Annotated in this window: 16 protein-coding genes; 14 read left to right on the top strand and 2 right to left on the bottom strand. The window is 37.0% G+C overall.

Going from position 1 to position 24,485, the window contains the following annotated elements; all coding sequences use genetic code 11:
* Positions 1-7 precede the first annotated feature (7 nt).
* The 3 genes from ACZ9HT_RS12795 to ACZ9HT_RS12785 all read left to right on the top strand — a co-directional run bounded on the left by ACZ9HT_RS12795 (position 8) and on the right by ACZ9HT_RS12785 (position 4,038).
* Entirely contained in the window at positions 8-1,918 is a 1,911-nt protein-coding gene (locus tag ACZ9HT_RS12795) for a glycoside hydrolase family 13 protein (protein ID WP_476040879.1), read from the top strand.
* Between the two features lie 137 nt (positions 1,919-2,055).
* Positions 2,056-2,577: a nuclear transport factor 2 family protein gene (locus tag ACZ9HT_RS12790; protein WP_476040878.1), complete on the top strand. Its 522-nt coding sequence runs from the start codon at positions 2,056-2,058 to the stop codon at positions 2,575-2,577.
* Positions 2,578-2,655: 78 nt separating this feature from the next.
* Positions 2,656-4,038, top strand: a complete 1,383-nt coding sequence (locus ACZ9HT_RS12785; RefSeq protein ID WP_476040877.1) for an MFS transporter — start codon at positions 2,656-2,658, stop codon at positions 4,036-4,038.
* 49 nt (positions 4,039-4,087) lie between these two features.
* Here the strand turns inward: ACZ9HT_RS12785 and ACZ9HT_RS12780 are convergent, their stop codons facing one another.
* Positions 4,088-4,618 carry an RNA polymerase sigma factor gene (locus ACZ9HT_RS12780; RefSeq protein WP_476040876.1) on the bottom strand — a complete coding sequence of 177 codons (531 nt, stop codon included), beginning with the start codon at positions 4,616-4,618 and terminating at the stop codon, positions 4,088-4,090.
* Between the two features lie 95 nt (positions 4,619-4,713).
* Here ACZ9HT_RS12780 and ACZ9HT_RS12775 point away from each other — a divergent pair, with 95 nt between their 5' ends.
* The 7 genes from ACZ9HT_RS12775 to ACZ9HT_RS12745 all read left to right on the top strand — a co-directional run bounded on the left by ACZ9HT_RS12775 (position 4,714) and on the right by ACZ9HT_RS12745 (position 18,126).
* The gene (locus ACZ9HT_RS12775) at positions 4,714-5,808 is read left to right on the top strand and encodes a FecR family protein (RefSeq protein WP_476040875.1); all 1,095 of its coding nucleotides are present in this window, start codon (positions 4,714-4,716) and stop codon (positions 5,806-5,808) included.
* Between the two features lie 22 nt (positions 5,809-5,830).
* Complete coding sequence (locus tag ACZ9HT_RS12770; RefSeq protein ID WP_476040874.1) at positions 5,831-9,385, top strand: SusC/RagA family TonB-linked outer membrane protein; 3,555 nt, start codon at positions 5,831-5,833, stop codon at positions 9,383-9,385.
* A 19-nt stretch (positions 9,386-9,404) separates the two neighbouring features.
* Positions 9,405-10,796 (top strand): RagB/SusD family nutrient uptake outer membrane protein, encoded by a 1,392-nt coding sequence (locus ACZ9HT_RS12765; RefSeq protein WP_476040873.1) that lies wholly within the window; start codon positions 9,405-9,407, stop codon positions 10,794-10,796.
* Between the two features lie 26 nt (positions 10,797-10,822).
* Positions 10,823-11,977: a redoxin domain-containing protein gene (locus ACZ9HT_RS12760; RefSeq protein ID WP_476040872.1), complete on the top strand. Its 1,155-nt coding sequence runs from the start codon at positions 10,823-10,825 to the stop codon at positions 11,975-11,977.
* A gap of 104 nt (positions 11,978-12,081) precedes the next feature.
* Positions 12,082-14,070, top strand: a complete 1,989-nt coding sequence (locus ACZ9HT_RS12755) for a protein-disulfide reductase DsbD family protein (protein WP_476040871.1) — start codon at positions 12,082-12,084, stop codon at positions 14,068-14,070.
* 190 nt (positions 14,071-14,260) lie between these two features.
* The gene (locus ACZ9HT_RS12750; RefSeq protein WP_476040870.1) at positions 14,261-17,191 is read left to right on the top strand and encodes a M16 family metallopeptidase; all 2,931 of its coding nucleotides are present in this window, start codon (positions 14,261-14,263) and stop codon (positions 17,189-17,191) included.
* Between the two features lie 212 nt (positions 17,192-17,403).
* Complete coding sequence (locus ACZ9HT_RS12745; RefSeq protein WP_476040869.1) at positions 17,404-18,126, top strand: pirin family protein; 723 nt, start codon at positions 17,404-17,406, stop codon at positions 18,124-18,126.
* 230 nt (positions 18,127-18,356) lie between these two features.
* Here ACZ9HT_RS12745 and ACZ9HT_RS12740 read toward each other — a convergent pair whose 3' ends face one another.
* A complete protein-coding gene (locus ACZ9HT_RS12740) occupies positions 18,357-19,220 on the bottom strand; it encodes a DUF808 family protein (protein WP_476040868.1) in 864 nt (287 codons plus the stop codon).
* A gap of 305 nt (positions 19,221-19,525) precedes the next feature.
* On the opposite strand from ACZ9HT_RS12740, the gene purM reads away from it, so the two are divergent.
* The 4 genes from purM to purD all read left to right on the top strand — a co-directional run bounded on the left by purM (position 19,526) and on the right by purD (position 24,466).
* Positions 19,526-20,515: a phosphoribosylformylglycinamidine cyclo-ligase gene (purM, locus tag ACZ9HT_RS12735; protein ID WP_476040867.1), complete on the top strand. Its 990-nt coding sequence runs from the start codon at positions 19,526-19,528 to the stop codon at positions 20,513-20,515.
* Positions 20,516-20,572: 57 nt separating this feature from the next.
* The gene (purN, locus tag ACZ9HT_RS12730) at positions 20,573-21,142 is read left to right on the top strand and encodes a phosphoribosylglycinamide formyltransferase (RefSeq protein WP_476040866.1); all 570 of its coding nucleotides are present in this window, start codon (positions 20,573-20,575) and stop codon (positions 21,140-21,142) included.
* 442 nt (positions 21,143-21,584) lie between these two features.
* Positions 21,585-23,102 carry a bifunctional phosphoribosylaminoimidazolecarboxamide formyltransferase/IMP cyclohydrolase gene (purH, locus tag ACZ9HT_RS12725; RefSeq protein WP_476040865.1) on the top strand — a complete coding sequence of 506 codons (1,518 nt, stop codon included), beginning with the start codon at positions 21,585-21,587 and terminating at the stop codon, positions 23,100-23,102.
* A 125-nt stretch (positions 23,103-23,227) separates the two neighbouring features.
* Positions 23,228-24,466, top strand: a complete 1,239-nt coding sequence (purD, locus tag ACZ9HT_RS12720; protein WP_476040864.1) for a phosphoribosylamine--glycine ligase — start codon at positions 23,228-23,230, stop codon at positions 24,464-24,466.
* Positions 24,467-24,485: the final 19 nt, after the last annotated feature.

Below are 24,485 nucleotides of genomic sequence, written 5' to 3'. Positions count from 1 at the left end.
ACTTATTATGAAAAAATATTTTACATTTCTCTTTCTTTTATTGGTGGCGCTTTCTTTCGCTCAAATCCAAAAAGTAGAACCCGCTTTCTGGTGGCACGGAATGAAAAATCCCGAACTCCAAATACTGGTTTACGGAAAAGACATTTCAAAATATCAGGTTGAACTTTCCGACAATATCAAGATAAAAGAGCTTACGAAAACTGAAAATCCAAACTATGTTTTCATCACCATTAACACCGATGAAGTTCAGAAACCTTCCTTTAAAATCAATTTTAAAAACGGAAAGAAAACTGCCGATTCTTACGCTTACGAACTTAAAAATAGAAATCCAGATTCTGCCAATCGAAATTCATTCTCTTCAAAAGATGTCATGTATTTAATAATGCCTGATCGATTTGCAAACGGCGATTCTTCCAATGATTCTCAACCTAACCTCACCGAAAAAGCAAACCGTAATTTACCGAGCGGAAGACACGGCGGCGATTTACGCGGGATCATTAATCATTTAGATTATCTCCAGAATTTAGGAGTTACGGCACTTTGGTTGACTCCAGCAAACGAAGACAACGAAAAGCAAACTTCTTATCATGGTTACGCCCAAACAGATTTATACAAAATTGATGGCCGTTACGGAACCAACGAAGAATATTTAGAACTTTCCCGAGACCTTCAAAAGCGTGGAATGATGCTGATTCAGGATTATGTCACCAATCACTGGGGAATTTCACACTGGATGATTCAGGATTTACCCACTAAAGACTGGATTCATCAATTCAAAGATGGCGAAGGAAAATATGGTTTTAAAAGATCAAACTACAGAACGACTTCGCAGTTCGATACCAATGTTTCAGAAGTCGATAAAAAAGAAGCTTTAAACGGTTGGTTCGATACGACGATGCCCGATCTTAATCAAAGCAATCCTTTGGTTTTAAAATATTTAACGCAGAATGCAATCTGGTGGATCGAATATGCAGAACTCGGTGGTTTGCGCGTTGATACTTATCCGTACAATGACAAAGTTGCCATGGCAAAATGGGCAAAAGCGATTACAGATGAATATCCAAAGTTCAATATTGTCGGTGAAGCCTGGATGTATAATCCGGCTCATATTTCTTACTGGCAAAAAGATTCTAAGATTTCAGCCATCGAAAATTATAATTCTAATCTTCCCTCTGTAATGGATTTCACTTTGTTTACTGAGTTGCCAAACGCTTTGAAAGAGGAAGAAACCTGGGACAAAGGAATGATCAAGATCTATAATTCCTTTAGCAATGATTTCCTGTATCCGGATATTAATAATATTCTCGTCTTTTTTGAAAATCACGATACCGAAAGATTCAATGAGATTTTTAAAGGGGATGTTCGGTATTATAAAATGGCAATGACTTTAATCGCAACCGTTCGTGGAATTCCTCAATTGTATTACGGCTCCGAAATCGGAATGCAGGGCGATAAAAATAAAGGGGGCGACGCAGATATCCGCAGAGATTTTCCCGGTGGTTGGAAAGGCGATGCTCAAAATGCCTTTAACCCGGAAACGCAGACTTTGGGACAGAAAGAATTTCACGATTTCACACAGAGATTACTGACATGGCGAAAAGGGAAAGAAGTTATTCGTAACGGAAAGACGAAACATTACATGCCGAAAGAAAAGGTTTATGTCTATTTCAGATATATTGATAAAGTAGGGACAAGTCGCGACTTGTCCAGTCAAAATGGCGATTTACCGAATGAAAAAGTAATGGTCATCATCAATAACAATGAAAAAGACCAGACTTTTGATTTAAGCCGATTCGCTGAATCTTTGCAGGGAGTTTCCAAAGGAAAAGACGTAATATCCGGTAAAGAAATTCCGATTTCTATCCAAAATAAAATCACCGTTTCAGGAAAATCTTCACTAATTTTAGAACTTCAATAATTTAAAATAATTAATAATTATTTTCCATAAGGGAAGTAGGTTTCGACAGGCTCAAACTGACACAGTTGAAAATTATTCTCGTAGTTTTAGCGGTGTCATGCTGAGCTTGTCGAAGCATCTTTAATAACAAAATACCAATGAAAAAAAATACAGTATTCGCCGTAATCACCTTTCTTTTACTTTTCTCCAATTCCCTTTTCTCGCAGAAAAAAGGTTTTTATGAAAATGTACAGAAAAAAAATGTCAACAAAGTTTTAGATGATCTGAATTTATATGCTTCAACTGCAGATTTTAAAAATTACTTTAATCTTTACGCGGAAGAATCTACTTTCATAGGAACCGATGCCAATGAAGTCTGGAACAAAAAAGAATTCATGGATTATTCTAAACCACATTTTGATAAGGGAAAAGCCTGGACTTTCACTTCTTTAAAAAGAAACATCTCTTTCAGCGCCGACGGAAAATATGCCTGGTTTGACGAATTACTCGATACTCAAATGAAACTCTGTCGCGGAAGTGGCGTTCTGGAAAAAATTGGAAACCAGTGGAAAATTAAGCAATACGTTCTCTCCATGACCATTCCAAATGAGGTCAACAAAGAAATTATCAAAATAAAAACACCCATCGAAGATGCAATAACTTCTGATTTAAAGAAATAATTTTCATCCAACATCCAACATCCAACATCCAACATCCATCATCCATCACCCAACATCCAACATCCAACATTCAAAAAAATGGCTAAAAAAATAAAACCAAATCTCTCCATTCCGCAGATCATCAATATGAGTATGGGTTTTCTCGGAATCCAACTGGCTTTCGGTTTGCAAAACGGGAATGCAAGTAGAATTTTTGCGAATCTTGGGGCAAACGTTGAAAACCTTTCTCTCTTTTGGTTGGTCGCACCAATTATGGGTCTCATTATTCAGCCAATTATTGGCCATCTTGGTGATAACACCTGGAGTCCGCTCGGCAGAAGAAAACCTTATTTTCTCATCGGTGCAGTTTTGTGTGCGATCGGTTTAGTCTTACTTCCGAATGCACCATCAATGTCTCATTTTCTTGCAGGAAATGCATTAATGTTAGCAGTCATTTTTATGGCAATGATGGATGGTTCTGTTAATATCGCCATGGAACCTTTTCGCGCTTTAGTCGGTGATATGTTACCGAAACATCAGGGAACCTTAGGCTTTTCCATACAAACCATTTTGATCGGAATCGGAGCGGTAATTGGATCTTATCTGCCGAGTATGCTTACGAATTTCGGGATTTCAAATGTGGCGCCAGAAGGTTTTGTTGCAGACAATGTGATCTTTTCATTTTACGTCGGTGCGGGAATTTTGATCCTCTCCATTCTCTACACCATTTTTACGACCAGAGAATATTCTCCCCAGGAATTTGCAGATTTCTCAGATGATGAAGCACCTCTGGAACATTCTAAATTCTCCGATATTTTTGCCGATTTTGCGAAGATTCCTTCTAAAATGAAAAAATTAGGAGTTGTACAATTCTTTTCCTGGTTTGCCTTATTCACGATGTGGGTTTTTACAACAAGTGCTTTAGCAACACATCATTTTGGACTTTCTCCCGAAGATACGCACTCAGAAGCTTTCAATAAAGCAGGTGATTTAACGGGGAAACTTTTCGGGATGTATAATTTTTGGGCAATTCCTTTCGCTTTTCTGTTAACGCCGATCGCAACGTATATTGGTAAAAAGCAGACGCATGCTTTAGCACTTTTGTGTGGAGGTTTAGGTCTGATTTCTATGTTTTTTATTAAAGATATTAATATGCTCTGGATCTCCATGATCGGACTCGGTTTTGCTTGGGCGAGTATTTTGGCAATGCCTTATGCAATGTTGATCGACGTAATTCCTCAAAGAAAAATGGGCGTTTATATGGGAATTTTTAATTTCTTTATTGTGATCCCACAAATTGTGAATGGCCTTTTCGGTGGGATGATCGTTTCTAACGTTTTCGGGAAAATGGCAATCGATTATGTGGTAGTCGGTGGAGTTTGTATGCTGATCGCTGCTGCAGTGACCATGTTTCTCATCAAAAATGATAAAGATGAAACTCCGCAGGAATTGGGAGAAGAAATTAAGACTGTTCACTTTTAAAGATAACTTTTCATCAAAAAATTTAAAACCCCAGATCTGATTTGGGGTTTTATTGTTTTAGCGCTTGACGAATCGATTTCAGAGCTTTTGTCATGTGAACTTCGATTGTTTTGGTGGAGATATTGAGTTCCTCTGCGATTTCTTTATATTTCATTCCTTTCACTTTACTGAGGATAAAAACTTCACGGCATTTTGGGGGGAGTTTATCAATTTCCTGTCGGATTTTTTCTAATAAGATCTGATTGTCCTGTTCATCCTCGATCTCATCAATGGCCTCGATCACCGTATTTTCGATATTTGGGAATTTGCTTTTTTGCCGCAAATACATTAAATACTCGTTGTAGGAAACCTTATATAAGTAGGCTTTTAAAGAAGTAGTTAAAACAATTTTATCCCGCTGTTCCCAAACTTTCACCATAGTACGCTGCACAATTTCTTCCGCAAGATCTTTATCATGCGACATTCTGGCTACAAATTGAGTGAGCTTAAAAAAATACTCTTCGTAGACCACTTTGAATGCAGTCTCGGAATTGTTCTTTATCGCGTCAAATAGCTTTTTGTCGTCTACTATGCCAAACAAAATAGGAAAATTTTAAAAAAAAATTAAAAAAATTGCAAAATGACTAGGGGATTGATAAATGTTATGCATCATACCAATAAGCAAATGTACTTCTTATGAGCGAAAATCCTGAAATTTTTAAAATTATTACCGATTATTTCTCCGGTGAAATTTCTGAGAGCGACAAACAAAAACTCGATGAATGGCTGAAAGAGCCTGCAAACAAAAGGGAATTTAAAGCCTATGCGAAAGCGAATTATCTTTATATCGCAGAACCAAATTACAAATCGGAAACGCGAAGAAAAGACATTAAGTTGTTTAACCCAACCTTATTAAAGATCGCAGCCATCTTTATTCTTTTGTTAGCAGTTGGAACTATTTGGAAGTTTAATTCTCCAGACAAGACGTCGCCAAGTTCGGAATTTATCAGCATCGCGGTGAATGGTGATTATAAAGTTTTTGAAAATCTTGCGCCGCAAAAATTTCTGACGAATAATGATGATGTGCAGCTTGCAAGTTTAGAGAACGGAACGCTTCGTTTGCTTAAAAACACAAGCTCCAATAATTTGATCATTAACGTCCCGAACGGTAAAAATTTAAAAGTTCTTTTAACAGACGGAACTGAAATTTTATTGAACGCGGGAACACAGATCAGTTTCAATTCGGATTTTATTAAAGATCATTCGAGAAAAGTAGATTTAAAAGGACAGGCTTTCTTTGAAGTTGCAAAAGATAAAGCAAATCCCTTTTATGTAATTACAGATCAGTTTACGACCAAAGTATTGGGAACTAAATTTAATATTTCGTCTTACAAAAACGAAGATCAGGCTTTTGTAAATCTTGTAGAAGGTAAAATTGAAGTGAGCGGTACAAAAATTCCGGCTCATAAAATTTTAACACCGGGACAAAAAATCAGTTTCAGTTCAGAAATTAAAACTCCGGTGATAGAAGCTGCAAAACCCAATCAGGATATGGACTGGCTGAATAAGGAGATCGCTTTCGAAAATAATACAACCGACGAAGTATTAAGTAAGATCGAACGGGTGTACGGATTACAAATCATCAGAAATAGGGTAGAAGTTGAAAATTTTCACTTTTCCGGAACTTATAAGATCGAAAATCTGGATCAGATCACGAACAGTCTCGAAATTCTGTTGAATTGCAAGATCCGGAAAGACGGGACGAAACTTATTCTTATTTCTAAAAATTAAACCAAAACTTACCAAGTATATCATGAAGAAAAACAAACTTTGTATCAAAGGCTTTCCCAACGTGCGTTTGGGTATTGCCGCCAGTTTTTTAATCTTTGGGCTTTCTCAGGCGCAGGTTTCCGGCTCCGAGCGGACCATGACGATTGAAAATGCTTTTAAAACCATCGAACAGAAAACAGGTTACAATATTTTTTATAAGAAAGAACTCCTTAATACTGATACTAAGATCAATCTTGAAAATCAGGATGATAACATTCAAACTTATCTTACAGAATTAACGCGGAAAACTGGTTTAAAATTTACGGTCGTTGGTAAGCAGATCATTGTAAGCGAAATTGCAGAAATGCAGGTTTCGGGAAAAATTTCTGAACCCGGAAATATTACCGCTGCAAATGCACAAATTAGCAATCTGAACAGAACCGCTACCGCAGTTGCAGATGAGAATGGAAATTTTACGATTGCTGCTAAACTGGGCGATATTCTTCAAATTACAAGAGGACCGCTTTCCGAAAAAGTGACCGTTCAAAGCAATACTTTAAATTTTACTTTAGAACCACTAGTTTCAGATTCCACAAACGAAGCCATTATTGATGCCGTGTTGATCACAGGTTACCAGATCGTTGATCCAAATAAAGCTGCAGCTTCTTTCACCAATGTGAATATGGAAAATTTCCAGAGAAGGGGAAACAGCGATATTGTGAGTTCGTTAGAAGGTCTTACGCCGGCACTTTTGGTGTACGCAGATCCTTCAAATCCAGGTTCTAAACTATTTAATCTTCGTGGAGTTGCCACACTTTCAGGAAATACAAAACCTTTGATCGTTGTTGATGGATTTCAATATGATGGCGATATCAACAGTTTAAATCCTTATGAAATTGAAACGATCACCTTGTTAAAAGATGCCGCTTCTGCCTCAATTTACGGTGCAAAATCCAGTAATGGGGTAATTGTTATCACCACGAAAAAAGGAAGGAAAGGAGAAACGGTTTTCCGTTACACCACCAATTATTCTATGAGTCAAAAGGTTGATTTAGATTATGCGATGAACCGTGTAAATTCTTCTCAATTGGTTGATATTCAAAGCGTTTATCCTAAATCGATCATTGATTCTGGCGGTTTACTTTACGATTATCAGAGTGATGCTCAGGATCCGTATAGCTTTTACGGTAATTTATTTTCTTATTCTAAGAATGAGGTTTACTTGTTACACGCAGATTTTCAGCAGGGAAGAATTACGCAGGAACAGTTGGATTCTAAATTAAATATGCTTCGTGGTTATGATAATACGGAGGATATGCGAAGACTTTATCTTCAAACTCCGATGATTTCTCAGCATAATATTTCTGCATCTGGCGGGAGTGATCAGTTCAAATACAGAACCTCTTTAAATTATACCAAAGAATACGGAAATATTAAAGGCACCGAAAATAATAAAGGAATTTTTGATTTCGTAATGGAAGCCAAATTAACTCCAAAATTAAAACTGGAGTTGCAGACGAATTTTACCTTAAGAAATGACGAAACAACGCCGATCGATTTCTATAGTGATAATCCGAGCGATTTAAGCAATGTCTTTAAAATAAGTTCTTACCAGAAATTTTATGGACCAAACGGAGAGGCTTTATCAGTTTACAAACCATTAAATTACGATTATACCAACAGTTACGGTGGTAAAGAACCTTACGAAATTCAGAGATTAAAAGAACTGGGTCTTTACGACGAAACTTTTTATCCTGTAAATGACTTTAATAAATATTCCAATACGACCGACAGCTGGATCTCCAGAGTTCAGGGAATGTTTACCTATAAATTGACTTCGGATATTAATTTGAAATTTGGCGGTCAGTTTACAAAAAGCAGTGTCGACAATCAAAGAATTGCAGATGGCGATTCCAACGAAATGTTTTCATTCCTTAACAACACCACTTCTCTTTTTGAAACGACGGGTGGTGTTCGAAAAAATTTAATTCCATTAGGAGGTAGAAAGATCGAAAACAAAACCGATTACACAAATTATCTATTAAGATTTCAGGCCGATTACGACAAAAAATTTGGCGATCATTTTGTTAACGCAATCATAGGTGGCGAGGTTCAGCGAAACCACACTGTTGGTTCTGTTACAGATTTATTTGGTTATAACAGAAACAGCAACACTTTTGTACAGGCAGATAAATTATTTACAAATTCACTTTTGTTTGATGTTTATAATCCAGGTGGTTTTCTGGAAGGGGTGAACTTTTTTGATGAATTAACGGATATTGATGACCGATTTGTTTCTATGTATTCAAACATTAATTATTCCTTCAAAAATAAATATATCCTTACCGGAAGTGCGAGAATTGATCAGTCGAATTTCTTCGGAACCGATCCTCAATACCGTTTTAAACCTTTCTGGTCAGCTGCTGCAAAATGGCGTGCCGGAGCAGAGGATTTCTTGGGTAATAATGAAAGAGTCCTGGATTTACGGGCTTCTTACGGAGTTAATGGTAATATCGCCAATAAATACGGTCCATACGATGTGGGTCGAATTGTTCAGGGTTATGTCACCGATTACAACGCCGGACTGTCTATAGAAAATTATAAAGTTGCCGATCTAAGATGGGAACGTACGAATATTTTGAATCTTGGTGCAGATGTTTCTTTCTTTAAAAAACGCGTCAATTTAAATTTAGATTATTATAAAAAAGATTCTCACGATCTGCTTTCTATCATTGCTTCTGATCCTACTTTGGGTGCGCCAACTTTAATTAAAAACAGTGCATCGATCATTAATAATGGGTACGAAGCTTCATTCACCTCCCGAAATATCGATAAAGATGATTTCCGTTGGGATACGCAGATGAATTTCCGTTACAATAAAGGGAAAGTAACAGAATCTTATAGCGATCAATCCTCTGTAAATCAGATTTTAGGAAGAGTTCAAAATATTGAAGGATTTGAACCGAATTCAATTTTAGTTCTTGATTATGCAGGATTAGATGCTGAAGGTTACGGTTTGATCAGAAAAAATGACGGTTCACTTGTTCAGGTGAATAATGATTCTTTCAGTGTTAAATTTTCGCAAGCTGATTTGGTTTCCGGTGGAACAACTTTACCGAAATACACGTCATCTATCAATAATAATTTCTACTACAAAGGATTCGGACTTTCATTCATGTTTATTTACCAGGGCGGTTTCTCTTTATTAAAAGACAGTTATAATGGCGAATCTTTGATGGATGAGATTTCATTGGTGAACAGTGATGCGGCTCAAGCGTGGCAAAATCCTGGCGATGAACTGACTACCAATATACCAAGAATCAACAGTACAAGTCCTTATTCCTATGTGAAATATTCCACAAAAAATATTATCGACGGAGATTTTATCAGACTTCGGGATGTGATTTTGAGTTATACCATTCCACAGCAAATGAGTAAAAACTTTGGCTTTAGTGAATTTACATTGAACCTTAGAGCCAATAACCTTTATTTATGGACGAAAAATAAAGAAGGGATCGATCCTGAAGCGCACGGTTTAGGTTTCAGATATTACAAAACACCGAAAACGGTTAGCCTTGGACTTAATGTTAGCTTTTAATCAAAATAAATTTAAGAAAATGAAAAAATATATGTTAATGCTGGTAGGCGCTCTTTTGCTTTTTTCCTGCCGCGATTATTTAGATGTGGTGCCGAAAGGCTATATCATTCCTTCTACAGTTGCAGATTACGAACTGTTGCTGATCGGTGGCGATTCCGGTCCCAATGTTACTGCGAATGAGCAGTTATTGCACTTAAGTAATGATAATTTCTTCTTCTCTGCTGGAGAAATCGGAAATGTAAATAATAATTTGAATCTGAATTTTGCACTGTATTCCTGGAGTCCTTTCCGGTATTCGGATCAAACAGTAGCTTGCTCTGCCTGGAATAATGCGTACAGAAACATTTACACATTCAATAAAATTATCGAGGAGATCGATGGAGCAGCTTTAGCAGCAGGCGATACCGAAGCTACCCGTAAAAAAGTGAAAGCACAGGCTTATTATGGCAGAGCTTACGAATATTTATTTCTGGTGAACACTTTTGCGAAACAGTACAAAGAATCTTCAGCCGGAACAGATCTCGGAGTGCCATTGGTTTTAAAAGCTGATGTTACGCAGACATTACCTTCCCGCGGAACAGTTGGTTCAGTATACTCTCAAATTCTTGAAGATTTAAACATAGCAATACAAGATCTGCCTGAAACAGCTTCTATCCAGGCTTTACCAACAATGGGTGCTGGTTACGCACTTTTGGCAAGAACGTATATTTATAAAAGTGATTTCGAAAAGGCTAAGACAGCTGCCGAAAAAGCTTTGCTTGAAAACTCTACTCTTGTTGATTATACAGATCCGGGATTTTCAAATTCAACACTTTCCATGAAAGCTAATGAGCAGTATGCCGTACATTTTATGTCACAACCTGGAAATGGTTTTTTAAGTGATGATGCGGTGGCTTTGTTCCCTGCAGATGGCAGTGATATTAGATTAACTGAACAGTTTAAGAAAAATCCGGTGCTCGTTGATGGTGAGGTTGTAGGTTACCGATTTCAAATGGGTTCTAATGATTACAGTTTCAAAGGAACAACTTCGGTTTCTATCGGAGAAATGTACGTGACATTGGCAGAAGCTGAGGCCCGACTTGGCAACAGCGGAGTTGCAATTAATCTGCTTAACACCTTGCGTGACAAAAGAATTCTGGATAACGTTGCGCTAACCGATGCAGATTTCGCAAGTCAGAATGCATTGATCGCCTTTTGTTTAAACGAAAGACGACGGGAAATGATTTATACCAACACGCGTCTTTTCGATAAGAAAAGAGAGAATCTGGAAACTGCTTTTGCTAAAACTGCGGTGCATCAGGTTCAGGGTATAAACACCATAACATATACCGCAGAACCGAATTCAGGTAAACTGGTACTGCCAATTCCGGCGCAGGTTTTAAAATTTAATCCGGGAATGCCTCAAAACTAAAATTAAAAATTATTTAAAGAAGAAGTATGAAAAAATTAATAGGAAGTGTGATCCTTTCCATGGCATTTGCCGCCACGTCAATATCTTGCTCTAAAGAGAAATCTGAGTATAAGGTAACGGTACAATTACCTGTAGAAACAAAAGTAGACTCACTTTATCTTTTAGATTACAAAGGTGATAAACTGATGGGAGTTAAAGCGGATAAAGAGGGTAAATTTACTTTCACAGGAAAAGCTACAGAAGCTTCTCCAGCAGGTGTTAGCAATGAGAAAGCGCACTTGTATATTCCCTTTATTTTAGAAAATGACGACATCGCCATCAATGTAAAAGACACCGATATGAATACCGATATCAAAGGTGGGGAAATTCAAAAAATCGTTTACGGTTACGAAAGCGATCCTAATTATGCCAAATTAAATATCGAACGCAGAAAAATTTCAAAAGAGCAGTTCACCAATTTAGATATGACCGATGAACCGAAAGTGGAAGAAGCGCGTAAAATCGTAAATAAAGTGGGTGATCAGGTTTATAAAATTAAAAATGATTATCTGAAAAAAGTCGTGGCAGATGACAATCCACCCATGGCAAAAGCGATCGCATCGACTATGATCAGCGATAAAGATTATACCGCAGAAAAAATTCTTACGAGATTAGATAAGTATAAAAAAGAAATTGGCAAAAGCGATTACATCACATACTACGAAAAAATGATGAATGAGTTTAAGACGATGGAAGATAACGCCAAAACTGTAACTGTTGGCAGCACTTACAAAGACATCATCGGAAAAGACAGAAATGGTAACGACATCAAATTATCTGATCTGGTAGCGAAAAACAAATACACCATTTTAGAATTTTGGGCAAGCTGGTGTGGACCTTGTCGTGGTGAGATCCCAAATTTGAAAAAAGCCTACGCTAAATATCATGGTAAAGGTTTAGAGATTTTTTCGGTTTCTTTAGATGCGAAAGATCCTGCCTGGTTGAAAGCAATGGATGATGAGAAAACAATCTGGCCTAACGTAAAGATCGATGGTGAATTCCGAAGTCCTCAAGTTGTGAATTATGGAATTACAGGAATTCCTGCTAGTTATCTAATTGATGCAAATGGAAAGATCGTAGCCTCAAACTATGAACTTCGTGAGTTCGATTTAGACAGAACGCTTTCTAAATTTATAAAATAAATATATTAAAACTGCTGGTAGTTTACAGATCTGGTTTCCTTCATATCAAATTTTTTATACCGGTTCTTCGCCAGCAGTTTTTTTAAAATAAGTTCCTCCACTTTATGAAAAAGTTTTTTTTCCTATTTATAGGACTTTTCAGTCTCTTTTTTACCGCTCAGGTTAAAGATCCCGTAAAAGTTGATTTTAAGATCAATGCGTTGGGCGATAATGTTTTCGAAGCCGTTTTTCATACGACGATCGATCAAAACTGGCATATTTATTCCAAAGATCTTCCTCCAAACTCCGGTATTCCCACTGAAATCAAGGTTTCTGGTGAAGATGTTGAGATGATCGGAGATGTTGTAGAAGTAGGCGAGAAGCACGATGAATATTCGAAAGCTTTTAAAGCACGAATTATTTATTACTCTGAAAAAGCTGACTTTAAACAAAAATTTAAGGTTAAAGATCCTTCGAAATTAGCCAAAGTAGAAGCTGAAATTTACTACCAAACATGCGACGATAAAATTTGTTTAGCGCCAAACACTTTAAGTTTCGAAAAATCAATCGAAAACGGAAAAGTTTTAGAGGAGGCAAAAACCGACGTGCAATCGTCCGCTTCAGATCAAGGCGACCAGTTAAAAGTGGCGACCATCGATTTACAAAATCCTTTAACAGATTGCGGAATTGCGGCAGAAACACCGTCCGAGAATTACTGGTCTTATCTTTTACTCGGATTTATTGGTGGATTAATCGCGTTATTGACGCCCTGCGTTTTTCCAATGATCCCCTTAACCGTTTCTTTTTTTACAAAAGGAAATAAGGACAAATCAAAAGGAAAAAGAGATGCATTTATCTACGGATTTTTTATTCTCTTGATCTTCGTTTTGCTAAGTATTCCTTTCCATATTATCGATGGAATTGCGGGAAATATATTTAATGAGATCTCGACTTCAGTTTGGCTGAACGTTGCGTTCTTCATCATTTTTATATTTTTTGCCGGAAGTTTCTTCGGCTATTACGAGATTACTTTGCCGAGTTCCATCGCCAACAAATCTTCCAAAGCAGAAGAAGCAGGCGGAATGATCGGTATCTTTTTTATGGCTTTAACTTTAGTCATCGTGTCCTTTTCTTGTACAGGTCCAATTTTAGGAAGTTTACTCGGAAGCGCCGTAACAGGTTCTGCAAATGTTCCCATGTTATTGACTTTCGCTTTAGCCGGATTTGGTTTTGCCTGGGCGATCGTTTTCGGACTTCTCGCATTGTTTCCACAAGCTTTACAAAGTTTACCAAAATCTGGTGGCTGGATGAATACCGTGAAAGTTGTTTTAGGTTTCATCGAACTGGGATTGGCTTTAAAATTCCTTTCCAAAGCAGATCTCGTAACCAAAACATTCTTACTGAAAAGAGAATTGTTCATTGCTTTATGGATCGTTATTACAATCGGTTTAGTTCTGTATTTATTCGGAATTATTAAATTTCCGCATGATGATAAGAAAGCGAAAATTTCCTGGACAAGAAAAGGTTTCGGAGTTTTAGGATTGGCGTTTATCGTCTATTTAATTCAGGGTTTAATTCCTTCTGAAAGACCGCGACTTCAATTACTATCAGGGATTTTGCCTCCCGTAAATGTGAGTTATTTCCACAAAGAATCAGACGGGATTTATGGAATGCATCCCGAACATGATTTCTTCACCGCCTTGGAATTAGCCAAGAAAGAAAACAAACCAATTTTGATCGACTTCACCGGTTATGGTTGTGAAAACTGCCGTAAGATGGAAGAGTTTGTCTGGAACGAACCCGATATTTTACCAACGCTTCAAAATGAATTTATTCTTGCGTCCTTGTACGTTGATGATAAAGAAGCTTTGCCCGCAGATCAGCAAAAAACAATCGATATGGGCGCCGGCAAAATGAAGAAAATTAAAACCATCGGTGACAAGTGGAGCATGTTCCAGCAAGTCAACTTTAATAACAATTCCCAACCGCATTATGTTTTAGTAACGCCGGACGGACAAATTATTAACAATCCTGTTTCAGGCTACATGCCAAAACAAGATTTCAAAGACTTCCTCGAATGTGGTTTAGATTATTTTAAAAAGAATAAGAAATAGAAATTTTCCGTGGTAGATTTTAAGAAATTTACTCTAAAGCATTGGCTAAGTGAACGCCTTTGCGCCCTTAAATAGCCACAATGTTTACAGTAAAAGTAAAAGACTTTGCGTCTTTGCTTTAAGAATTTTCATTTTAGTTACCACAGAAATTTAATAAAGAAATTAAAAATAAAAATAAATAAAAAGTTAAATGAAAAGAAGTAAGAGTTTATTTATTCTACTGTGTGCACTGGGAACTTCGGTTCTCAGTAACGCGCAGGAACATGTTTGGAAAACGGAAACCGCAAATGGTTACACTTACAAATATGTCACAAATGATCCGATGCAGGCACGTTTTTATACTTTGAAAAACGGTTTGACGGTGATCTTAAGTCCAACCCCAAAAGAGCCAAGAGTTCAGGCGTTCATCGCAGTAAAAGCCGGAAGTAAAACTGATCCTTCCACGAACACAGGTTTAGCGCATTACCTCGAACACATGATGTTCAAAGGAACCGATAAATTCGGATCCCTGGATTATGCGAAAGAAAAACCGGAACTCGATAAGATCGATGCGCTCTACGAAGTCTTTAATAAAACAAAAGATGAAGCGAAAAGAACAGCCGTTTATCATCAAATTGATTCTATTTCTGGCGTAGCGTCGAAATATTCGATTGCGAATGAATACGATAAAATGATGAGTTCTATGGGAGCGCAGGGAACGAATGCCTTCACCAGTTTTGAAGAAACAGTTTACACTGATGATATTCCTACGAATTCTCTGGATAAGTATTTAGCGGTTCAGGCAGAACGTTTCAGAAATCCGGTTTTACGAATTTTCCATACGGAACTGGAAGCAGTTTACGAAGAGAAAAACAGAAACTTAGACAATGACGGCGCTCAGGCTTTCGAAACTTTACTGGCAAACCTTTTTGTCAATCATAATTACGGAAAACAAACCACAATTGGAACGGTTGAAGATTTAAAGAATCCTTCCTTAGTAGAAATCCGTAAATATTATAACAATTATTACGTGCCCAATAATATGGGATTAATTCTTTCGGGAGATTTTAATCCGGATGAAGTCATTAAAAAAATTGATCAGGATTTTTCATATTTAAAGAATAAAGAAATTACGCCTTATAAATTTGTTCAGGAAACTCCGATCACAAAACCAATTATCAAAGAAGTTGTTGGTCCAAATGCAGAGAAAGTAATGATCGGTTACCGTTTGCCAAACAATAAGAGTAAAGATATTTTGATCGCAGAATTGGTTGGTGATATTTTAAGCAACGGTAAAGCTGGTTTACTAGATCTGAATCTGGTTAAAAAACAGAAATTATTGTGGGCTTCAGTTAGCGTTTTACCGTTGATTGACTACGGAGTTTTCACTGTTTCAGCCGCACCAACTTCCGGACAAACTTTAGAGGAAGTGAAAACTTTAATCTTCCAGCAAATGGAACTTTTAAAGTCGGGTAAATTCGATCAGGAATTGTTGACTTCAATTATCAATAACAGAAAGAAGGCTGAAATTATGCAGAGTGAGCGTTATGGCGAACGTGCAGATATTTTGATGGAGGCTTTTACTGATGAATTAGATTGGCAAACCCAGGTTGCAGCAACGGATGCTTTATCTAAAATCACCAAGCAACAGGTCGTAAATTTTGCAAATAAATATTTTGCCGATAATTACGTGGCAGTTTACAAGCGAAAAGGAGAATCTCCGGAAACCGCAAAAATTGTAAAACCAGTGATCACACCAGTAGAAACAAATGCCGATAAGCAAAGTGGTTTTGTAAAAATGATCGACGAAATGCCTTCGAAAGAAGTTAAACCCGTCTTTTTGAATTATGATAAAGATATTCAGCGAGCGAAAATTGGTGGAGCAGAAGTACTTTATGTTCAGAATAAAGACAATCAGTTATACAGACTTCGTTACCGTTATAAAATCGGAAAGAATAACGATCTTAAACAGGAACTTGCGGCGAAATATTTACAGTTTTTAGGAACAGATAAAAAATCGTCGGAAGATATTTCGAAAGAATTTTATGAGATCGCAAGCAGTTTCAGTATTGGTACGGCCGAAGATTTTACCATGGTGACCATTGAAGGTTTGCAGGAAAATTTCGATAAAGCAGTAAAGTTGTATGAAGATCTTGTCGTAAATGCAGTTCCAAATGAAGAAGCTCTTACCGCATTAAAAGCCAGGTTAACGAAATCCAGAACGGATATGAAGAATAACAAAGGCGCGATTCTTCAGGGATTAATAAGCTACTCATCTTACGGAAAAGACAATAAATTTAATTATAATTATTCTGATGAAGCTTTGAATAAAGTGACAGCGAAAGAATTGTTAGAGACCATTAAAAAATTGAATAGCTATGATCAGACGATCATTTATTATGGTCCGGAAAGTTTGAATGCTTTAACTTCAAAATTAAAGAATCTTCATGCAATCCCGAAAAAGTTTGCAACGCCACCAACTCCAAAAGTTTTCACTCAGATCATGACTGAAAAACCACAGGTTTTGTTTGCTGATTATGATATGGTTCAGGCAGAAACGCAGTGGACAAGAAATGCAGGAGTTTATGATGCGAAAAATCAACCGTTGATCACTGTTTTCAATAATTATTTTGGAGGTGGAATGGGAACGATTGTGAATCAGACTATTCGTGAGAGTAAAGCTTTGGCTTACAGTACTTACGCACTTTATGTAAGTCCACGTAAAAAAGACGATCATTATTTTGTGACGGCTTATGTCGGTTCGCAGTCTGATAAGTTTACCGATGCGACGAAAGCGATGAATGAATTATTAACAGACTTGCCAAAATTCCCGGAGAATCTTTCCCTAGCGAAAATTCAAACTAAAAAAGATATCGAGAACGAAAGAATTATGCAGGATGATATCATCTTCGATTACATGGCAGCACGTGATCTTGGAACGAACAAAGATATTCGTGAGGATATTTATAATCAAGCCGGAACTCTCGAATTTAGCCAGCTGAATGATTTCTACAAAAAGAATATTTCCGGTAAATCTTATACTTATTCGGTGGTAGGTTCAGAAAAGAATCTGACCGAAGCCGATTTGAAAAAGCTCGGAGATTATAAAAAATTAAATCTGAAAGAAATTTTCGGATATTAATTATTGAGGAATTTAAAAAACTTCATATTATATAATTGTTTTTTAGTTGTTTGTGTTAGAAAAAGTTCGGTATTTTACTGGACTTTTTCGTTTGTTTTAATGATTTCATTTCTAAATTTCAGTAGTTCACTTCTTATCTTAAATCAATGTTTTTCAATCGGTAACGCCCTACTTTTGTTTAATAATTAAAGACTTAAATAATAACAAAAGATATGAAAACATTTATTCACAAATCAGATTCCAGAGGTTTCGCAGATCACGGTTGGTTAAAATCTCATCACACTTTTAGTTTTGGAAATTATCACAATCCTGAGAGAATGCATTTCGGTGTTTTGCGCGTTTTGAATGATGATCAGGTCGCCTCCGGAATGGGTTTCGGAACTCATCCGCACCGCGATATGGAAATTATTTCTATTCCACTGGAAGGTGATTTAGAACACAAAGATTCCATGGGAACAACGTCCGTCATCAAGAAAGGGGAAATTCAGATAATGAGTGCTGGAACCGGAGTAAAACACAGCGAATACAATAAAAATAAAGAGGAGGTCGTAAAGTTTCTTCAGATCTGGATCATTCCAAATAAATTGAATGTTGATCCTCGTTACGATCAAATCAGTATTAAAGAAGGTGAAAAGTTAAATGATTTTCAACAGATCCTTTCTCCAAATCCAGATGATGAAGGAGTTTGGATTCATCAAAACGCCTGGTTTAATTTAGCAAAATTCGAAAAAGGCAATGCAAAAGAATATCAATTACACGATCCGAAAAATGGCGTTTATTCATTTGTTTTGAAAGGTTCCGCAAAAGTAGGTGATCAACATTTAGAAACCAGAGATGGCTTCGGAATATGGGAAACGGAAGCTTTCACTTTAGAAGCAACAGAAGATTCCGAAATATTAATAATGGAAGTTCCAATGGATCTACCAAAAATGTAACATCAATTTTTTTGTCGAAAATTACGAGCAGAAGAAACTGAATCTTTGCTAAGTGAAAAGCCTTTGCGTCCTTAATTATTCAAAGTAATAAGAATAGTAACTTCGCGTTCTCCGCGTTTAAATTCTTCAGTTTTTTCTATAATTACAAAGTTATCCTTACGACTATAAAATTATCCAAAAAAAAAAGGGTTGCAGTTAATGCGACCCGTTTTCTCTATGATTCTAAAATTTTATTTTTTTACTAAGCTCCATACTTTTTTTCCACCTAAAACTATCGCAACCATTATCAATCCTGCAATGATCCCGTAAATAAACTGCTTTGGCATTTCAGGAAATGTTGGTAAGAAGTGATGGATCACTTCAATATTATGATCAAAAATTCCGCCTGAAACCAGCAATAAAGCAAGAGTTCCAATGATTGATAGTGCTTTAATAATGATCGGTAGAGACTTTACCAAGACTGTTCCAAGCATTTTCAAGAATCCTTTATCGTTTGATTTCTTGATCAGTTTATAACCGGCATCATCCATTCTCACGATCAGTGCTACAATTCCGTAAACACCTACGGTTGCTATAATCGCAACGATCGTAACGGTTATGATCTGAATAGGCAAGCTTTTTTCAAGAACAGAACCTAAAGCGATGATCACAATTTCTAAGGACAAGATAAAATCCGTTGTGATTGCAGATTTCACCTTAATTTTTTCAGCTTCTGCGTCATCTTTGATCTCTTCGATGATTTCTGCATGTGCATCTTTTTTATGAAAGAAATATTCGATGATCTTTTCTACACCTTCATACGCCAGATAAAGTCCACCAAGAATCAAAATAATTTTAATAGCCGGCGGAAAGATAAACTGTAACAAAAAAGCGATCGGAATAATAATTAATTTGTTGATAAACGAACCTTTCGTAATCGACCAAAGCACCGGAATTTCCCTGGAAGAAAGAAAACCTGTGGCTTTTTCGGCATTTACAGCCAGATCATCGCCCAAAATTCCCGCGGTCTGTTTGGTTGCTACTTTCGATGCAACTGCTACATCGTCCATCAATGCTGCAATATCATCTAAGATCATAAAAAATCCGGAAGCCATATTTTATTATTTGTCGCAAAAATAGAGAATTCCGCAACATGTTATTGGAAAAATTTAACGTCAATGAATTTCTATTGCTAAAATTGTGGAAAAATTATGGTTTATAATTTTAGAGTCACCTTAAAAATCATTATTTTTGCACAACAAAATTTTCAAAGTGAAACTGCATCAATTACATTCACCAAAAAAGGTAATCCAAAAATTTGGAAATGTAAACGACGCTGAAAAATAAAGAAAAAGCCGCCGGTCCGTAAGACTGTCGGCTTTTTTATTAACCGAAAGTCATAGTCCAGAAAAATAAAAAAATGAGCAATACCTACAAATCCGCCGGAGTTGATAAAGAAGAGGGTTACAAAACCATCGATAAAATAAAAACTGCCGTTGCAGAAACGCATAATTCAAATGTCCTGAACAATTTGGGAAGTTTTGGAGCTTTTTACGAGATCGCTGGTTACAAGAATCCCGTTTTAGTGAGTGGAACTGATGGCGTTGGAACAAAATTGAAAGTCGCTTTAGATGCGAAAAAATACGATTCTATCGGTGTTGACTGTTTTGCAATGTGTGCAAATGATATTGTTTGTCATGGCGCTAAACCTTTATTTTTCCTTGATTACTTAGCGTGTGGAAAACTGGATTCCGATATCGCTGCAGAAATTGTAATGGGAATGGTGAAAGCCTGTAAAGACAACAACTGCGCATTAATTGGTGGCGAAACTGCTGAAATGCCCGGAATGTATAAACCCGGCGATTATGATGTTGCAGGTTTTTGCGTCGGTATTGTAGAAAAAGATCAGATCATCGATGGTTCTGGAATTAAGAAAGGTTGTAAAATTATTGCCATTCCAAGTTCAGGATTTCACTCCAACGGATTTTCCCTGGTTAGAAAAATCTTTACTGATTTTAACGAAGAATTTGAAGGGAAGCCTTTGTACGAAACATTGCTCGAACCAACACGATTATATTATCAGCCGATTCACAAGATCTTAGAAGAAGTTGCATTGTGTGGAATTGCCCATATTACAGGTGGTGGAATCATCGAAAATATACCGCGTATTATTCCGGAAAATCTTTGTGCGACTATTGATGCTTCAAAAATTAAAATCCCTTCCGTTATGCTCGAATTAGAAAAACGCGGAAATATTGATAGAATGGAAATGTACGGCACTTTCAATATGGGAGTTGGAATGGTAGTTGTGATCGACGATAAACATGCACAAAAAGTGCTGAATCTAGTTGATGACGCTTACGAGATCGGAGAGATTACAGAAGGACCAGAGAAAATAAATTTAATTTAATATTTTAAAATATCGATAAGCAGATTGCTCATTACTCATTATGAATTGTCAGTATAAATGAAAAATATTGTTGTTTTAGTTTCGGGAAGCGGAACCAATTTGCAAAGAATCATCGACTGCATCAAAATTGGAGAAATTCCCAACGCACAGATTTCTATGGTTATTGCCGATCGCGAATGTTTCGGTTTGGAACGTGGAAAGAATCATAATATCAAAACGCAGTTGATTCCAAGAGGAAAATCTTTTTCTACAGATTTGAAAAATAGTCTTCCAGAATATACCGATTTAATGATTCTTGCAGGATTTCTATCAATTTTGTCTAAAGAATTCTGCGAATCATTTTCAGGGAAGATCATCAATATCCATCCTGCTTTATTGCCCAAATTTGGTGGAAAAGGAATGTGGGGAAGTCATGTTCACAACGCGGTTTTAGAAGCAAAAGAGAAAGAGAGTGGTGCGACTGTTCATTACGTAACTTCCGGAATTGATGAAGGGGAAATCATTCTACAAAAATCATTTCCAATAGTTGAAGATGAAACCATAGCAACATTAGCCCAGAAAATTCACAAAACAGAATTTGAAATTTTCCCTCAGGCAATCAACATCATCCTAAATAAAATCCAGTAATAAAGCCCTGAAATGGCGCAATCAAAAGCACAGGGTAAAGTCCTATGAAAAGAGATATAAATATCAAAAAACGAATTCCGAAGGAATTCAACAATAATAACCGTCGGTGAAACCTACGGAATTCTAGTATCAAGCCACAACGTGGCGCAATCAAAAGCACAGGGTAAAGCCCTACGAAAAGAGATATAAATATCAAAAAACGAATTCCGAAGGAATTCAACAATAATAACCGTCGGTGAAACCTACGGAATTCCAGTAATCAAGCCATGAAATGGCGCAATCAAAAGCATAGGGTGAAGCCCTATGAAAAGAGATATAAATATCAAAAAACGAATTCCGAAGGAATTCAACAATAATAACCGTCGGTGAAACCTACGGAATTTAGAAAACAAAAACCGTTGGTGAAAGAACGGCATCTAATAAAAAGTAAAAAAGAAAGAAAATGTCAAAAAAAAGAGCGCTCATCTCCGTTTCCGATAAGTCCGGACTCACAGATTTTGCTAAGTTTTTAGAAGCAAATAATTACGAATTGGTTTCTACAGGCGGAACATTTAAACATTTAAAAGGAGCAGGTTTAAATCCTATTCAAATTGATGAAGTTACCGATTTCCCGGAAATGTTAGATGGACGTGTAAAAACGTTGCATCCAAAAGTGCATGGCGGTTTATTGGCTGTTCGTACCAATGAGGAACACATGAAAACCGTTCAGGAACATGGAATCGGTTTGATCGAAATGGTGATCGTCAATTTATATCCTTTTTTCGAAAATGCAAACTCCGATATTTCTTTAGATGAAAAAGTAGAGTTCATCGATATTGGCGGACCTTCCATGCTTCGATCTGGCGCGAAAAATTATAATTCGGTAACCGTTCTTACGGATGTTGAAGATTACGCAAAAGTTCAGCAGGAAATTTCTGAAACTGGCGACACGACTTTAGAAACAAGAAGAAAACTCGCCGGAAAAGTGTTCAACTTAACTTCTGCTTATGACGGAGCGATCTCTAAAATGCTTTTAGAAGATGAATATCCACAATATTTAAATGCTTCTTACAAGAAAGTTTCAGACTTAAGATATGGCGAAAATCCTCATCAAACCGCAGCTTATTATGTTTCTACCACAGACAATGGCGCGATGAAAGATTTCGAAATTCTGGGTGGAAAAGAATTGTCGTACAACAATCTACGTGATATGGATCTATGTTGGAAAGTAGTTAACGAATTTAAAGAAGAAATGGCGTGTTGTGCGGTGAAACATTCCACACCTTGTGGAGTTGCAGTTGGAACTTCAGCTTTAGAAACGTACAAGAAAACTTTCGAATGTGATCCGGTTTCCATCTTTGGTGGAATTATCGGAATGAACTTCAAGGTAGATGCATCAACTGCGGAAGAACTCAATAAAACCTTCTTAGAAATTGTCATGGCTCCGGATTTCGACGATGATGCCTTAGAAATTTTAAGAAAAAAGAAAAATTTAAGAATTATCAAAATTAAAAATCCTGTATCCGACGCTCAAACCTGGGTGAAAGTAGATGGTGGGATTTTAGTGCAGGATAATGACAATCAGTTTTCAGAAAAAATAGAAACCGTGACCGTTTTCAAACCAACCGAAGAACAGGAAAAAGCTTTATTGTTTGCGCAACGTGTTGTAAAATATGTGAAGTCAAACGCAATCGTTGTTTCCAACGGATATCAAGCTTTAGGAATCGGCGGCGGACAGGTAAACAGGATTTGGGCAACAGAACACGCCATAGAAAGAGCCAAACAAAAATTCTCCGGCGATCTGGTTTTAGCTTCAGATGCATTTTTACCTTTCCGTGATGTTGTAGATTTCTGTGCAAAAGAAGGTATCAAAGCCATCATTCAACCCGGCGGAAGTATGCGCGACGAAGAAAGTATCGAAGCCGCAAATGAACACGGAATTCCAATGATGTTCACCGGTATGCGTCACTTTTTTCATTAATTAAATTACCGGAAGTTCAATTCATCTTAGTTTTAACTTTAATTAAGAAAATTTTCTTCCAACAAAATTTGAAATCCATTTACAAATCAGTAATTTTGTAAAATTCTAAATAAGCAAAAAAAACAATGAAAATATTAATCGTAGGAAACGGCGCCAGAGAATCTGCAATCGCTTTGAAATTAAGTGGTGATCACAGAATTTCTAAAATGTACTTTGCAAAAGGCAACGCAACCACCGCAAAATTGGGACAAAATGTATATGAAGACAGCGTAGAAGGTTTACGTGATTTTGCGATCAACGAAAGAATCGATCTTACTATTGTTGGCCCGGAAGCGCCTTTGGTAGAAGGTATCGTAGATGTTTTTAAAGATAACGGTCTTAAAATTTTCGGTCCCCGAAAAAGAACTGCAGAACTGGAAGGCAGCAAAGCTTTCTCTAAAAAATTCATGCAGACCAACAATATCAAAACTGCCAAAGCCGTTGTTTTCGACGCTTATCAGGATGCGATGGATTATGTAAAAGTTCAAAATTTCCCTATCGTGATCAAAGCCAGCGGACTTGCCGGTGGAAAAGGAGTGGTGATCGCCGATGATTTAGCAGAAGCAGAATCTACGATCCACAAATTTATGATCGAAAGGATTTACGGTGATGCCGGAATTCAGTTGGTGATCGAAGAATATTTACGGGGTTTCGAGGCTTCCATTATCGCTTTTGCGAATGGCAAAAAATTATTCCCTTGTATTCCTGTAAAAGATTATAAAAAAGTCGGAACGGGAGATAAAGGAGCAAACACTGGTGGAATGGGAAGTGTAGCGCCAAGTCCGGAGTTTACAGATGCGCATTGCAAAGATTTCGAAGATCATATTTTAGCCCCAACTTTAGAGGGTTTAAACGCTGCCAATATTCACTTCAAAGGATTTATTTTCTTTGGTTTAATGGTGACGAACGAGGGAACTTACCTTTTAGAGTACAATATGAGACTGGGCGATCCCGAAACTCAGGTGATTCTTGCTTTGATGGAAAATGAGCTCTACGACGTGATCATGGACTGTATCGAAGGAAAAGAGATCGAACTAAAATTCAAAAACGAAAAAGCAGTTTGTCTCGTAATGTGTTCCGGCGGTTATCCACACCGTATAGAAACCGGATTTCCCATCAGAAACTTAGATAAAGTAAAAAACAGCCAGGTTTTATTCGCTGGTGCAAAATATTTCGGCGATAAAGTTTTAACAACGGGCGGCCGCGTTTTGAGCGTAGTTGCCACGGGCGAAACTTTAGAGGAAGCACGTAAAAAAGTGTACGAAGATGCTTTGAGTATCAAATTCGACTACGGATTTTATAGAGAAGACATCGGCAAATTTTAAATAAATAAAGGGCGTGATT

It is taken from the genome of Chryseobacterium sp. UYP7 (assembly GCF_056279225.1).
Note: the sequence above shows the minus strand (reverse complement) of the source record. Positions and strands in the feature narration are given on the sequence as shown.

What these genes read in the sequence shown, in the direction of transcription:
- ACZ9HT_RS12760 (WP_476040872.1), top strand. Translation starts at nt 10,823, where the DNA reads ATGAAAAAATTAATAGGAAGTGTGATCCTTTCCATGGCATTTGCCGCC.
- purD (WP_476040864.1), top strand. Translation starts at nt 23,228, where the DNA reads ATGAAAATATTAATCGTAGGAAACGGCGCCAGAGAATCTGCAATCGCT.
- ACZ9HT_RS12775 (WP_476040875.1), top strand. Translation starts at nt 4,714, where the DNA reads ATGAGCGAAAATCCTGAAATTTTTAAAATTATTACCGATTATTTCTCC.
- ACZ9HT_RS12785 (WP_476040877.1), top strand. Translation starts at nt 2,656, where the DNA reads ATGGCTAAAAAAATAAAACCAAATCTCTCCATTCCGCAGATCATCAAT.
- ACZ9HT_RS12750 (WP_476040870.1), top strand. Translation starts at nt 14,261, where the DNA reads ATGAAAAGAAGTAAGAGTTTATTTATTCTACTGTGTGCACTGGGAACT.
- ACZ9HT_RS12765 (WP_476040873.1), top strand. Translation starts at nt 9,405, where the DNA reads ATGAAAAAATATATGTTAATGCTGGTAGGCGCTCTTTTGCTTTTTTCC.
- ACZ9HT_RS12755 (WP_476040871.1), top strand. Translation starts at nt 12,082, where the DNA reads ATGAAAAAGTTTTTTTTCCTATTTATAGGACTTTTCAGTCTCTTTTTT.
- ACZ9HT_RS12770 (WP_476040874.1), top strand. Translation starts at nt 5,831, where the DNA reads ATGAAGAAAAACAAACTTTGTATCAAAGGCTTTCCCAACGTGCGTTTG.
- purN (WP_476040866.1), top strand. Translation starts at nt 20,573, where the DNA reads ATGAAAAATATTGTTGTTTTAGTTTCGGGAAGCGGAACCAATTTGCAA.
- ACZ9HT_RS12790 (WP_476040878.1), top strand. Translation starts at nt 2,056, where the DNA reads ATGAAAAAAAATACAGTATTCGCCGTAATCACCTTTCTTTTACTTTTC.
- ACZ9HT_RS12795 (WP_476040879.1), top strand. Translation starts at nt 8, where the DNA reads ATGAAAAAATATTTTACATTTCTCTTTCTTTTATTGGTGGCGCTTTCT.
- ACZ9HT_RS12740 (WP_476040868.1), bottom strand. Translation starts at nt 19,220, where the DNA reads ATGGCTTCCGGATTTTTTATGATCTTAGATGATATTGCAGCATTGATG.
- purH (WP_476040865.1), top strand. Translation starts at nt 21,585, where the DNA reads ATGTCAAAAAAAAGAGCGCTCATCTCCGTTTCCGATAAGTCCGGACTC.
- ACZ9HT_RS12745 (WP_476040869.1), top strand. Translation starts at nt 17,404, where the DNA reads ATGAAAACATTTATTCACAAATCAGATTCCAGAGGTTTCGCAGATCAC.
- purM (WP_476040867.1), top strand. Translation starts at nt 19,526, where the DNA reads ATGAGCAATACCTACAAATCCGCCGGAGTTGATAAAGAAGAGGGTTAC.